This window comes from Dyadobacter frigoris, assembly GCF_005280585.1.
GTDB lineage: Bacteria > Bacteroidota > Bacteroidia > Cytophagales > Spirosomataceae > Dyadobacter > Dyadobacter frigoris.
Genome location: NZ_SZVO01000001.1, coordinates 239809 through 253046, shown reverse-complemented (window position 1 = coordinate 253046; position 13238 = coordinate 239809). Strand labels below are relative to the sequence as shown.

Here is a 13238-nt window from a genome sequence, read left to right as displayed (position 1 = left end):
CGTGTTTTCCTGTAAAACTATTTTTTGTCAACCCGAATAATGAATAATAATAGTAATTCCATAGTATTGGATTCGATAGAAGATGCCATTGAAGCGATCAAAAAAGGACAAATGATTATTGTCGTGGATGATGAAGATCGTGAAAATGAAGGCGATTTTATTTGTGCCGCAGAGTTGGTTACGCCTGAAATCGTCAATTTTATGGCCAGAGAAGGCCGAGGATTAATTTGTGCGCCTATTACAGAGGAGCGTTGTGTAGAACTGGAACTGGACATGATGGTTGGTAATAATACTGCACTTCATGAAACTGCATTTACCGTTTCAGTGGATTTACTGGGCAACGGCTGCACAACCGGAATTTCAGCGAGTGACCGCGCGAAAACGATTCAGGCACTTGTGAATCCTGAGACCAAACCAGGCGATCTTGGTCGTCCGGGACATATATTTCCTTTGAGGGCAAAAAAAGGTGGTGTTCTAAGACGCACCGGACATACTGAAGCTGCCATCGATTTTGCAAGACTTGCCGGATTAGCTCCCGCTGGGGTTTTGGTTGAAATTTTGAACGAAGATGGTTCGATGGCCCGTTTGCCTCAGCTTAGGGAAATTGCTAACCGGTTCAATTTAAAACTGGTTAGTGTTAAAGATCTGATTGAATATCGTTTACGCAAAGAATCACTCATCAAAAGAGAAATTGGCGTCGATATGCCAACCGAGTGGGGACATTTTGATCTGATCGCTTATCGTCAGGTAAATACTGGTGATCTGCATTTGGCTTTGGTAAAAGGTAGTTGGGAAAAAGACGAACCCGTTCTGGTCCGTGTTCATTCTTCCTGCATGACCGGTGATATTTTCGGATCTTGCCGCTGCGATTGCGGTCCTCAACTTCATGCGGCCATGGATTTGGTAAGTAAAGAAGGAAAAGGTGTTATCGTATACATGAATCAGGAAGGAAGAGGAATTGGCCTGTTAAATAAACTGAAAGCTTACAAGCTTCAGGAAATGGGGCGTGATACTGTTGAAGCAAATCTTGAACTGGGTTTTGGCAGCGATGAGCGTGATTACGGCGTGGGTGCACAAATTCTGCGCGATCTTGACATTACAAAAATAAAACTGATCACAAACAATCCTAAAAAACGTGCTGGCTTAATCGGATACGGACTGGAAATTGTTGATTCAGTATCTATAGAAATTCCTTCAAATCCCTATAATGAAAAATATCTGCTGACAAAGCGTGATAAAATGGGACATAATCTTAGTCACTTATCTTTTCCTGGATCGCAGGTATGACAAACATACAAGTTGTCGCAACGGAAAGCGACATCCTAAAATGCCGCAGTGCTATCCAGGCACTGCGGCCTTCTTTAACAGACGATTTATATCTTGAAGCTGTTGAAAAAACGCTGGAAGATAACAGGCAAATCATTTTTATTGAAGAAAATGGCAATGCTGCAGCCGTTGCCGTTTTTGAAACCGGCTATAATCTCTTCCGTGGAAAATACATTTACATTGATGACTTATCCACACTTCCTGGAAACCGTGGGAAAGGATATGCAGGAAAATTGGTTGACTGGATATTGGATTATGCCAAAAAAGAAGGTTGCACTCAGGTTCACTTAGACTCCGGTGTTAGTGCCGCCAGAACTGATGCACACCGACTGTATCTCAACAAACGTTTTCAAATTACAAGCATGCATTTTGTTGTTAATGTCTGAAGGGTTTGATTTTTTCAGACCTTTGTGCGAATTTTGGCGGCCATCCTTTAAAAGATAGCTGTTCAAATTCTTTCATCAACAACGGGAAACCAGACAAAATTACTTTTAATGAATATCCATCAGGTTTTTGAAGCATTCAATACTTTACGCGTTCTTGTCATTGGCGATGTTATGCTTGACTCCTATGTCTGGGGAAAAGTGGAGCGTATTTCTCCCGAAGCACCCGTTCCGGTAGTTAATGTAAGTAATCGAGAATATCGTCTTGGTGGTGCCGGAAACGTACTTTTGAATGTTCAGGCTTTGGGCGCAGAAGCGATTATTTGTACGGTTATTGGTACTGATAATTCTGGCGATTTATTAGAAAATAGTCTGAAAGAAAAAGGCCTGAATTGTGAAGGTTTAATTCGTAGTAATGATAGAATTACCACAATAAAAGAAAGAATAATTGCTGGCTCTCAGCAAGTTGTAAGAATTGATACAGAGACAGATAAACCTGTTTCAACTGAAGAAAAAGACAGACTTGTCAACAAAGCGAAAGAACTTATTCCTTCCTGCAACGTCATTATTTTTGAAGATTATGACAAAGGTGTTTTAACTGCCGAATCGATCAAGGAAATCACCGATTTTGCTATTAAACATAATGTTCCAACTGTTGTTGATCCCAAAAAACGCAATTTCCTTTCTTACAATAACGTAACACTTTTCAAGCCAAATCTAAAAGAACTTCGTGAAGGTTTGAAAGTGGAATTCAATGTGGATAACCCTGCTGAGTTACAGGCTACGGTTCAGCAATTGAAAGAAACTTTAAATGCAAAAGGAGCTTTGATCACGCTTTCAGAACGTGGTGTTTTTATTGATTTCAATGAAGAAACGCATAAACTTCCTGCACACATCCGTCAGATCGCTGACGTTTCAGGAGCTGGTGATACGGTTATCAGTATAGCAGCGTGCTGTGTTGCGCTTGGACTTCCACCAAGGTCAATAGCAGGAATTTCTAATCTTGGCGGTGGTTTGGTTTGTGAATTGGTTGGTGTGGTACCGATTAACAAAGCACTATTGAAAACGGAAGCAGAGAAATTCGGGTTGGTTTAAATTGATTATTCCGGTGCGCTGCACCTATGGATTCCGGGGGGGCTGGTACTTTTCTACAAATATTACGGTGCTCTGCACCTTGATTTTCTGTGAAACTAAATGGCTTTTCTACAAGCATCTTATTTTTTGGTAAAACGCATAATCGCCATATCTCCACTAATAAAGTTTAACGTACTTCCGTCAGTCACCGCATAAGTATTCACTTTATTCAGTGTTTGGGTAAATACACTTTCGCCTTCTCCCGGACACATCATTTTCGTCATTGCATACGGATCACGAAAACTGATTTTGTTGCCATCCAGATTCAGTTTTCCTGTAAAAGAATTGCAGCTTGTATTTCCGCTGAATCTTTTTTCACCCAGTTCAAATTTGATTTCAGGCTTTTTATCTGGGTATAATTCTTCAAAAGATTTTCCAGGCACCATAAGATAATTCAACTGCCAGGTACCTTCCAGCGAGGAAGAAGCTGAATTTGTATTGGAATTTTCTACCACTTTTTTATTTGATTTGCAAGCTGAGAACAAGCTAAACAAAAGAATAACAACGAGATACTTTTTCATAGTACGAGCTTTTTGTTTCTTAAAGCTACCAATTTATTCCTCCTCCTCCCAATCCCATTTTACGCGTAAACCGGTTTGATAATTTTGACTTGCTGGTAATGTATCTTACACTCGCTCCAATATAAGGTGTAGTTGCCGGCGTGTAAGCCGTCAGGGTTTCATGCGCACTATTGAAAGTTTTCAGCTGACGGAAAGTAGTCACGCCAGCTTCCAGAGAGATATTGATTACGGTAAATAAATGCGCGTTGGCCGAAATACCCAGTTTGATCTGGCGATAATTTTCACGTCTCAGCATCTTTTCTTCCGGTGTCTGGATTTGAAAACCGCCGCTGTAACCATTCAGTCCGGCTAACATATCCACATTAAACCAATTTGTTGACCGGTAATTAACATTGGCCATAAATGGTAATAAAGCGGAAACACGCCAGTCTCTTCCAAAACGTTTATTAACACCAAAAACGGGCACAAAACGAAGTTTCTGGTTGTATGTAAGAATCGAGCCGTATATGATCTGCGTGTGTAATCCGAGGATATGCATCCGGGCAGCACCTCCCCAGAAAAAGGGCTGAGGCGTAAAAAATGTTTCATTACTTTCTGTCATCCCCAGTCCGCCGCCATACACCCAAAGGCGGTCTTTGATACTGGCTTGTAATCGGATTACGCCTACCGACAATGTTTTATATCCGTTATCCGGAATATTTTTCCCGTCAACTGTTGGCTGAATTTGTGTGTATTGGGTTAATAAAACAGTGTGTACAGCACGCAAGTCAAATTTCTTTTGCAGACTATACCCTAACTGCACTTCACTTTGAATAGGAATTATTCCAAAAAATCCTGCTCTGGAATAACCAAAATCTTTCCCCGTTCCTCCACCCAAATTTGACGGAACATTATAATCCGCCTTTAGAGTTACATTAGGATAAAACAACCGGCTCAAAGCAAAATGCTGTGCCTGAACCGAAGAAACCGTCATAAAAAGAAAGCCGAAAAGTAAATGTCGGGAAATATTCATACGCTATTTGTCGGGGTGTTTTCGGCAAATAACGAGAAAATGAATTGGGTATTGTATTTGTATCAGTTATGATCGAGGCGGTTATCTTTTATCTCTGTCATAGATCGAAAAAATCTGTATTTTTTATGCGGGTTTCAAAATCTTTAAAAGTCATGAATAGTGGGGCGTTGTTAAGGTAAGCACCGGAATAAACTAATTGATCAACCTTCAATGATCTTTTCTTTATGAGGTCGTAAAGAATTTTTTCCCTTGGTGTTGCACTTTTGGTACTGCTATCAGCACTGTATGGATTGCCATATAAAAAGATGGTCCGTTCTTTTGGCAAATAGTAATCCACATAAATTGACTCAAAATCATCATTTCGAACAGGGTTTAAAATAAGTGTTTCGACGCTTTCGGTTTGAAACTCTTTGTCGAAAGTCATTAATAATCCCAATTTCCGAACTTCATTTCTTTTTAATACTTCCTCTGAATCTGCTGGTAATTTTTCTTCCGCGAACATTCCTACTTCCTTAGGTGCATAAATCATTGTCTTGTTTGAATAAAAACCGGACAATGATTCAATTGACCAAATTTTTCCAATATTGAACACATTTTCAATATCGTAACCCAGAAACTTTGATTTGACTGCATCTAGTTCGGCTTTATTTAAGCCATCATTAATAATAAGAGCTGAAAATATTTCTACCATACCGCTCCTGTCAAGTCTTATTAAAAAACGTTCATTTACAGAGCCACCGCTTCTTTCCAGAACGTACAAACCATTACCCATTTCACTGATTATAAATTTTGTCCGATCCTCAAAAACAGGTTCAGGATTAAATGTAGAAGCTGCAAACAGATCATTTAAGTTGACCCAATTAAGTTGTTTTCTTAACGTGAATTCATTTCTGGTGTCTATTTCATCTATCATTTCCGGTAATAAAAACTCTCCTTTCTTCTTATAATTAGTGTAACTGGTAATCTCTTTGAAATTAACAGGACCTTTCGCCAGAAATGGATGCTCATCTACACCGTTTACTATTAATCGACTCAATACATTACTTTTCTGATCAAAATAAACATCCACCCATTTTTTTTCCCAATTTTGCCTGAATAACATGATAATCAATATTTTCAATGTTTATAATGCCAGTGTAATTTAACTCAATTGTATCATTGTCTATAAATTGCAGAAGAGCGAGAGGATTGCTTATTAAGGCTTCGTTTAGTAAAGATTCTTTCTTGAAATTATAAACCGTTCTTGTTGAATCTGGCCTGCCTTTTCTTGGGTTAGAGCTTATGCCAATCTGCGCAATTGTCTGAGAAGGTAAGTCAACATAATATCTTCTTTCCTGACCTGCATAAAGAGAATAAATCTCTTGAGATAGACTTATTTTCATCTCTAATTTCTGAATTTCCATCTCCTTTTTCATCGAATCCGGCATCGTTAATGTTAACGAATCCATAAAAGCTAGAAATCTATCTTGTTGAAGTATCCCCGAATTTGTTTTACCAGGTTTTTCATAAGTCATGACGAATTCAAACTGTTTCAAAACTTTCCCCGATGTATGCTTTTTCAAAGCCAGCTTAACAATCTCCCTTGCCTTGGATTCCTGTCCAAAAGTATCAAACCACGAAAACAAAACGAGTAAAAAAACTAGTACTAAATGTTTCATTGTGTGTATAGATATAAGTGATAAAGTTGGTATTTCTTTCGGACAAACATAATCAAATATAAAATCTTATGAGGCAGTCATTTCTATTATTAATATTACTCATTTCCTTTGGTGTCAAAGCTCAGAATTCCGAACTGACCTACGCCGAAAAACTCGGCTATCCAAAAGGCAAGAAAGTTCTTATCGTGCACGTCGATGATGTCGGCATGTCCTATGAATCCAATCAGGGAGCAATTAAAGCGATAAAAGAAGGCGTCGCCACTTCGCTGAGCGTGATGATGCCGTGCGGCTGGGTGCCAGGTTTTGTTCATTATTTAAAAGAAAATCCTGAAACGGATGCAGGTTTGCATTTAACCATGACTTCTGAATGGAAAGATTACCGCTGGGGACCACTCGCCGGGAAAAATCAGGTTAAAGGTATGGTTGATTCGGAAGGAGCGATGTGGAGAGGTGTTGCCGATGTTGTTAAAAATGCTTCGCCGGATGAAGTGGAAAAAGAAATCCGCGCTCAGCTTGATCGCGCAAGAACGATGGGTTTTACACCCACGCACCTGGATTCGCACATGGGAACGCTTTTCGCGACACCTGAATTTTTGCAGCGTTATTTAAAAGTTGGCATGGAAGAAAAAATCCCGGTTATGTTTCCCGGCGGACATAATTCTGTCGTGCAGGTTCAGGAAAAAATAATCGCCGATCAACTAGCCATGACGCAAATGGTTGGCAAACAACTTTGGGATGCAGGCTTGCCAGTTTTGGACGATTTGGAGAATTCTAGTTATGGCTGGAAAGGGCCAGAATCCGGCGACAAATCTGAAAAAGCACTTCAAAAATACAAAACCCAAAAATATATTGAGGCGATAAAAAACATAAAACCTGGCCTTACTATGGTGATCATGCACTGCACCATCCACTCCGAAATATTCCCAAAAATTTCTGATTCATTCCCGACCCGCGAAGGAGATTTTCTGGCTATGATCGATCCGGAACTAAGAAAATATATAGAGAAAGAAGGTATTATTCTGACAACTTGGAGGGAGGCGATGCAGCGTCGCCAAAAAGTGAAATAACAGTATTTTACAGCGTGTTTGAAAAGAAAATTTAAAATTGAACACGCTGTAAATTTACTTTGATTTTCATTTTATGTTTTGGATTACTGCTTTCATAAAGTGCTGTGTCGTTGGCTTTATGATATGTAAAATTGGCAAGAAAAGTTATTGTATTAATATCCCATTTTGCATCATTACTTTCCGTTAAAAGGAAATTAGGTAGCACTTTTTTCTTCTTTTCATCCGGATGAAAATTCAGATAAATTTCACGATTGTCATCTTCATTCACCTTTCCAGACAGTTCATAATACTCAGTTCCGAGTTTGCTCGTGACAGTCGCCAGACCTTCAAAATTCCTCTTTGTATTAGCAAAACGATGTGTAGTTTTCTTAAATGCTTTGTCCCACCGCTCAGAATCCGTTTCCGGTACCAGAATTTCCAATTTTATTTCCTTGTCAATTCCATCAGGATCTTTAAAACTTCCCTCCCACTTTCCTACCAGCAAAACTGCTTTCTCATCCCGACTATAAGCCCATGAACGTTCCCAGTAATCCATGTATTTCCCTATGTAAAAAGATGCAGCTCCAAAAAGTCCGTAACCGACAATAGCCAATAAACCAAGGAGGAGAAGTTTTTTCATATTTTGAGTTTAATCTTTATTTGTTGAAATTAATAAAGATTGATTCAAAACGTTTACTATCAGAATTTTAAATAGCAATAATTTATATCGGATCAAGATATTTGATTACAACTGCTTCTCTTCCCAAATACGTTGTAATTCTTCAATATCAGCCAAATCTTTGCGTCTTCCAGTCGCTTCTTTTTCCGTTATCAAATCTTTGAGCTGAATGACAGGAAATGGAATTCCATCAAGATCCGCCTGCAAAGCGCGATCATAACAAGTATCAAAATCAGCTTCCGAAAATGCTTTTAGAGAATGTCCCAGATCTAATTCAAATCCTGACATTCCAAAACGGACGGAAGTATAACCGAAAATAAGCGGCATGTTTAAAAGCAAATTGCTACCAACTACGTCATTTTCGGATAAAGCTTTAACTAATGCTTTTGTATTTTCTGTTTCATTTTTGATCCAAAGATCCATATCCTGAGTAGTGCGAATATGTCCGTGAACAACACCTGCCATTCCTCCGATCAGAAGATATTTTACCTGGAAGTGATTGAGACTTTTTAACAGATGCTGAACATCTTCACTACTAATATCCATACAAATCGATTTTTTATTCAGTGGATTCGAACGATATAGTTTTCCAGCCAAACGGTTAAGTCGGCTGAAATTTTCTATATTTTCAGAATACTGCGATTTTATATGAAAGTCACTATGAGACATGTCATTAACAAGTTGTTATTGATATAAAGCTATGGAAATTTTAATTACAAATACTCAAAAAAACGTAATTCCAGTTGACCGGTTTCTGTAAAAAAAATAAAAACCCCGGCAGACCAAAATCCACCGAGGTTCTCATAATATTCTATGGCCAAAGCTAATCGCTAAAAGCTAAATCCTAAAGATCAATTGCTTCACCATAAGCCGCCTCAGTTGCTCCTTTCAAAGCCTCAGACATGGTTGGGTGAGGGTGAATTGAACGCATGATTTCGTGTGCAGTAGTCTCCAGTTTACGGGCCACTACAACCTCAGCGATCATTTCCGTAACGTTCATACCAATCATGTGTGCTCCAAGGAACTCACCATATTTAGCATCAAAAATTACTTTTACAAAACCATCCGTAGCGCCGGCAGCCGTAGCTTTACCCGATGCTTTGAATGGAAATTTACCCACTTTGATATCGTAACCAGCTTCCTTCGCTTTTTTCTCAGTGAAACCAACAGAAGCAATTTCAGGCTGACAATACGTACAGCCAGGAATGTTGCCATAATCCAAAGCTTCCGTTTTGTGACCTGCAATTTTCTCTGCGCAGATGATGCCTTCCGCAGTAGCAACGTGTGCCAAAGCAGGGCCAGGCGTACAGTCACCGATCGCGTAGAAACCAGGAACGTTGGTTTCGTACCATTCGTTAACAGAAATTTTACCTTTATCTGTTTTGATACCCGCTTCTTCCAAACCGATATTTTCGATATTCGAAACGATACCCGCTGCTGAAAGCACTACGTCAACTTCAAAAGTTTTTTCTCCGTCCGGTGTTTTTACAGTCACTTTGCAACCGTTTCCGCTCGTATCAACTCTCTCAACAGAAGAATTTACATACGTATCAACACCCAGTTTTTTGTATTGTTTTGCGATTTCTTTCGAAATATCTTCATCCTCAACAGGAACAAGATTTGGAAGGAATTCAACAACAGTAACTTTCGTACCCATTGTCGCATACACATAAGCAAACTCCATTCCGATCGCACCAGAACCTACTACCAAAAGACTTTTTGGCTGGGTTTCAAGGCTCATTGCTTTACGGTATTCAATTACTTTCGTACCGTCGATTTTGATATTTGGCAATTCGCGGGCACGGGCACCTGTTGCAATCACAACACCTTTACCAGCAGTATAATCAGTTTTCTTTCCGTCCTTATCAGTAACTTCAACTGTTTTTACACCTTTCACTTTACCAGTTCCCATGATGACGTCGATTTTATTCTTCTTCATCAGGAAAGCAACTCCTTTGCTCATGCCATCTGCAACACCGCGGCTACGTTTGATAACGCCTCCGAAATCAGCAGAATATTCACCTACATTAATCCCGTAGTCTTTCGCATGTTTAATGTATTCAAATACCTGCGCACTTTTAAGAAGGGCTTTGGTTGGAATACAGCCCCAGTTAAGGCAAATTCCACCTAAAAGTTCTTTTTCTACAATTGCTACTTTCAATCCTAATTGTGAAGCACGAATAGCTGCCGGATATCCGCCAGGACCGCTACCAACCACAATCACGTCATACGTTTGAGCCATTTTCTAGTATTTTTATTTGAAAGAAATGGGTTGACAAAAATTTCATGCAAAGGTAGTAAATATCGTTATGAAAACGGCAGGTAATCGTCAGGAATGGTCGGGAAATAGTCATGATTGTCAGGAAATTTGTTGTCGGGTATTGTCAAGGGTTGTCATTTATAGTCAGGCATCGCTCACAACTTCCTGACCATTTCCTGACTACACTTGACAACAAATGACAATTTCCTGATAACCAATAGTCAGTCATTTTTTGTCAAGGGTTGTTAGGGATAGTTTTTAAGTTACCAGATCGTCAGATTTGCGTACTTATAGTCATGATCTATTGTTGACTAACTATTATTTTATGAAACTTGAAGAGCTGCATATTTATCAGATGGCTATGGTGTTGAACTTTTGCTTCTATGCACGTGGTTCTTTAAAGGAGACAGTAACATGGCTCGCAAAAGCAAAAAACAGAAATCTGATAAGCATAGAAAAATTCACAGAATTAAGCCAACTTTGCGAATCATTGTCGGTGAAACTCAATAACTATATCAGGACGATAGGCAAATAAATTGTCATGTTGTAGTCATTTATAGTCAGGTTTTGTCAAGGGTTGTCATTGATAGTCAGGAATCGCGAACAATAAATGACCACTTCCTGACTACCCCTGACAACAAATGACGATTTTCTGACTACCCTTGACCGCGCGGCGGACCGCAACAAATGACAATTTCCTGACCACATTTGACAATAATTGACTTTTAATAAATTTTCAACTATAAATTCAAAAAATTCAATGACACTTGATCAATTGAAAGACTTGAAGGCCCGTGTAGAGGCTTTGGGGAGGTATCTTTGACTACGCTAACCGAAAAAAACAGCTAGACGACCTTGAACAACAAACTTCTCAACCGGAATTCTGGGGCGACTCGGAGCGGGCGGAGAAAACAATGAAGGAAATTCGCGGACTTAAATTCTGGACAACGGGATTTGAAGATCTTTCAAGATTACGCGACGACCTTGATACAATCTGGGAATTCTATGAAGCAAGCGAAGCTACCGAGGAAGAGGTAGACGAGGAAGGCCAAAAGCTGGAAGCGAAACTTGACGAAATTGAATTCCGCAAAATGATGGGCGAAGAAGGCGACGAACTTCCGGCCGTTATTGAAATTAACTCAGGTGCCGGTGGTACCGAATCGCAGGATTGGGCATCAATGCTGATGCGGATGTACATCATGTGGGCTGAGAAAAATGGCTACAAAGTGCGTGAGGTGGATTTGCAGGATGGAGATGTGGCTGGTATCAAATCTGTAACATTGGAAATTTCCGGTGAATATGCTTATGGAAATTTGAAGTCAGAAAACGGTGTTCACCGTCTGGTTCGGATTTCACCTTTTGATTCCAATGCCCGTCGCCATACTTCATTTACTTCGGTTTATGTTTATCCCCTGGCTGACGATACGATTGAAATCGATGTCAATCTTGCTGATATTACCTGGGATACCTATCGATCTGGTGGTGCTGGTGGACAAAATGTAAATAAAGTGGAAACGGCCGTTCGTCTGCATCATAAACCTTCGGGCATCGTGATCGCCTGTCAGCAGGAACGTTCTCAGTTGATGAATAAAGAAGTTGCGATTAGGTTATTGAAATCCCGTCTTTATCAGGCAGAACTTGAAAAACGTAACGCTGCACGCGCAGAAGTGGAAGCTTCCAAACGTAAAATCGAATGGGGTTCTCAAATCCGCAGTTATGTATTGGATGACCGCCGGGTAAAAGATCACCGCACGGATCACCAAACTTCCAATACGGATGCGGTATTGAATGGTGAGATCAATGATTTCATTAAAGCTTATTTGATGGAATATTAAGAAATATTGAGTTTCAGAAAACCTCCGGACGTTATTCATAAATGGATTTGTCCGGAGGTTTTTTTATATTTATAAAAAAAAGCTATGACTGGTATTCGATATATAACCAATGAAAAAGGTCAAAAGACCGATCTCATTATTTCGTTAGAAGAGCACGGACAGATTGTAGAAGACATATTGGATGCTCTTCTTGTAGAAGAAAGAAAGACAGAAGACTCTATGTCTCTTGATAAATTTGTTCAGGAATTAACGGCAGAAGGAAAATTCGATGCCTAAAATTTATGAAGTAATTATTACTAGTTCCGCTCAAAAGGAAATCCGCAAGCTTCAAAAAATAGAAGTACAACGAATTGTTCCTGCCATCCAATTATTATCTATTGAGCCACGTCCATCGGGTTGTAAAAAGTTAATTTCAACCCAAAGTATATACAGAATCAGAATTGGAAATTACCGCGTTCTGTATTCAATTGACGACGTTATCAGGATTGTAGAAGTTTCTGGTGTCAGGCATCGAAGAGACGCTTATGAGTGAAATTAAAATTCTTCATCATTATAAACTCGGTCACGGCCCAAAAATCCTTCTAGCCTTCCACGGCATTGGCCAGACCGGCTTAACTTGTTTTCAATCCTTTTCAGAACTTTTAGGAGATCACTATACAATCTACGCTTTCGATTTATTTTTCCACGGGCAAAGTAAAGGTGTTCACGGAAATGATGATTTTTCTGATCAGGATATCGTTACCAAAACATTATGGAAAAAACTGATTTCTGAATTTTTAGAAGAAAATCAAATTGACCGTTTTGATATCGCTGCATTCAGTATGGGCGGGAGATTTGCACTGGCCACTCTGGAAGAATTTTCAAAAAATATCGATAACGCATTTTTGATCGCCCCGGACGGAGTTTCCGAACATCCGCTATATACGCTGGCCTCACGTTTCTGGCCAACCCGAAAAATTTTTCACTGTGTACTTCAAAATCCTGATATTTTAATTAAATCAGCCAATTTGTTTGAAAAATTGGGACTTATCCACAAAAGTCTGATTCGTTTTACACAATTTATGCTCGCCGATCCAAAAAGGCAGGAAACCATTTATCGCTCCTGGCTGGCTTTCCGGATGTTGAAATTTGATATTCCTGCGGTTTATAAAAAACTTGATGGCACGAAGGTTTATTTGTTTATTGGTAAATATGATAAGTTGCTGAAGGCAAAAGATGTCAAGAAATTATCTGTGCTTCTTCCGGAGGAACAGTATTTTTTGCTTGCTGCGGGGCATGGGAATTTGGTTGAAAAGGCTGAGGTTATTATTCAGGAATTGACAGGAGTTACATAGTAATTTCTGATTGCAAATAAATTATGCTCTATCTAAGGCTCTTTATATTA

The 13238-nt window shown here is 39.4% G+C and carries 16 protein-coding genes; 9 read left to right on the top strand and 7 right to left on the bottom strand.

Features of this window, described 5'->3' with window-relative positions; translation table 11 throughout:
* The first annotated feature begins 39 nt into the window (after positions 1-39).
* From FDK13_RS01160 to FDK13_RS01150, 3 genes are all read left to right on the top strand, one after another.
* Positions 40-1287, top strand: coding sequence for a bifunctional 3,4-dihydroxy-2-butanone-4-phosphate synthase/GTP cyclohydrolase II (locus FDK13_RS01160; protein ID WP_137338142.1), 1248 nt, complete (start codon positions 40-42; stop codon positions 1285-1287).
* Complete coding sequence (locus FDK13_RS01155; protein ID WP_137338141.1) at positions 1284-1712, top strand: GNAT family N-acetyltransferase; 429 nt, start codon at positions 1284-1286, stop codon at positions 1710-1712. The genes FDK13_RS01160 and FDK13_RS01155 overlap by 4 nt, the downstream gene beginning before the upstream one ends.
* A 108-nt stretch (positions 1713-1820) precedes the next feature.
* Complete coding sequence (locus FDK13_RS01150; protein ID WP_137338140.1) at positions 1821-2804, top strand: bifunctional heptose 7-phosphate kinase/heptose 1-phosphate adenyltransferase; 984 nt, start codon at positions 1821-1823, stop codon at positions 2802-2804.
* Between the two features lie 119 nt (positions 2805-2923).
* Here the strand turns inward: FDK13_RS01150 and FDK13_RS01145 are convergent, their stop codons facing one another.
* The 4 genes from FDK13_RS01145 to FDK13_RS01130 form a co-directional block, all read right to left on the bottom strand.
* A complete protein-coding gene (locus tag FDK13_RS01145) occupies positions 2924-3364 on the bottom strand; it encodes an META domain-containing protein (protein WP_137338139.1) in 441 nt (146 codons plus the stop codon).
* Positions 3365-3389: 25 nt separating this feature from the next.
* Positions 3390-4376 carry a hypothetical protein gene (locus FDK13_RS01140; protein ID WP_137338138.1) on the bottom strand — a complete coding sequence of 329 codons (987 nt, stop codon included), beginning with the start codon at positions 4374-4376 and terminating at the stop codon, positions 3390-3392.
* 97 nt (positions 4377-4473) lie between these two features.
* Complete coding sequence (locus tag FDK13_RS01135; protein ID WP_137338137.1) at positions 4474-5496, bottom strand: hypothetical protein; 1023 nt, start codon at positions 5494-5496, stop codon at positions 4474-4476.
* Positions 5429-6034 carry a hypothetical protein gene (locus FDK13_RS01130; protein WP_137338136.1) on the bottom strand — a complete coding sequence of 202 codons (606 nt, stop codon included), beginning with the start codon at positions 6032-6034 and terminating at the stop codon, positions 5429-5431. Before FDK13_RS01130 ends, FDK13_RS01135 begins: the two co-directional genes overlap by 68 nt.
* Before the next feature lie 68 nt (positions 6035-6102).
* On the opposite strand from FDK13_RS01130, the gene FDK13_RS01125 reads away from it, so the two are divergent.
* Positions 6103-7101: a polysaccharide deacetylase family protein gene (locus FDK13_RS01125; RefSeq protein WP_137338135.1), complete on the top strand. Its 999-nt coding sequence runs from the start codon at positions 6103-6105 to the stop codon at positions 7099-7101.
* Between the two features lie 31 nt (positions 7102-7132).
* Here FDK13_RS01125 and FDK13_RS01120 read toward each other — a convergent pair whose 3' ends face one another.
* The 3 genes from FDK13_RS01120 to lpdA form a co-directional block, all read right to left on the bottom strand.
* A complete protein-coding gene (locus tag FDK13_RS01120; protein ID WP_137338134.1) occupies positions 7133-7720 on the bottom strand; it encodes a hypothetical protein in 588 nt (195 codons plus the stop codon).
* Positions 7721-7825: 105 nt separating this feature from the next.
* The gene (locus FDK13_RS01115; RefSeq protein WP_137338133.1) at positions 7826-8305 is read right to left on the bottom strand and encodes a nucleotidyltransferase; all 480 of its coding nucleotides are present in this window, start codon (positions 8303-8305) and stop codon (positions 7826-7828) included.
* Positions 8306-8603: 298 nt separating this feature from the next.
* Entirely contained in the window at positions 8604-10001 is a 1398-nt protein-coding gene (lpdA, locus tag FDK13_RS01110) for a dihydrolipoyl dehydrogenase (RefSeq protein WP_137338132.1), read from the bottom strand.
* A 343-nt stretch (positions 10002-10344) separates the two neighbouring features.
* Between lpdA and FDK13_RS01105 the strand changes: the two genes are divergently transcribed.
* The 5 genes from FDK13_RS01105 to FDK13_RS01085 all read left to right on the top strand — a co-directional run bounded on the left by FDK13_RS01105 (position 10345) and on the right by FDK13_RS01085 (position 13188).
* Entirely contained in the window at positions 10345-10554 is a 210-nt protein-coding gene (locus tag FDK13_RS01105) for a four helix bundle protein (protein ID WP_229215856.1), read from the top strand.
* A 225-nt stretch (positions 10555-10779) separates the two neighbouring features.
* Positions 10780-11854, top strand: a protein-coding gene (gene prfB / locus FDK13_RS01100) for a peptide chain release factor 2 (protein ID WP_137338131.1) whose coding sequence is annotated in 2 segments (ribosomal slippage) — positions 10780-10839 and positions 10841-11854 — 1074 coding nt in all. Because the reading frame shifts where the segments join, the coding sequence is not laid out codon by codon here.
* 84 nt (positions 11855-11938) lie between these two features.
* Entirely contained in the window at positions 11939-12130 is a 192-nt protein-coding gene (locus FDK13_RS01095; RefSeq protein ID WP_137338130.1) for a hypothetical protein, read from the top strand.
* A complete protein-coding gene (locus FDK13_RS01090; RefSeq protein ID WP_137338129.1) occupies positions 12123-12386 on the top strand; it encodes a type II toxin-antitoxin system RelE family toxin in 264 nt (87 codons plus the stop codon). Before FDK13_RS01095 ends, FDK13_RS01090 begins: the two co-directional genes overlap by 8 nt.
* The gene (locus FDK13_RS01085; RefSeq protein WP_137338128.1) at positions 12379-13188 is read left to right on the top strand and encodes an alpha/beta fold hydrolase; all 810 of its coding nucleotides are present in this window, start codon (positions 12379-12381) and stop codon (positions 13186-13188) included. The genes FDK13_RS01090 and FDK13_RS01085 overlap by 8 nt, the downstream gene beginning before the upstream one ends.
* The last annotated feature ends 50 nt before the right edge of the window (positions 13189-13238 follow it).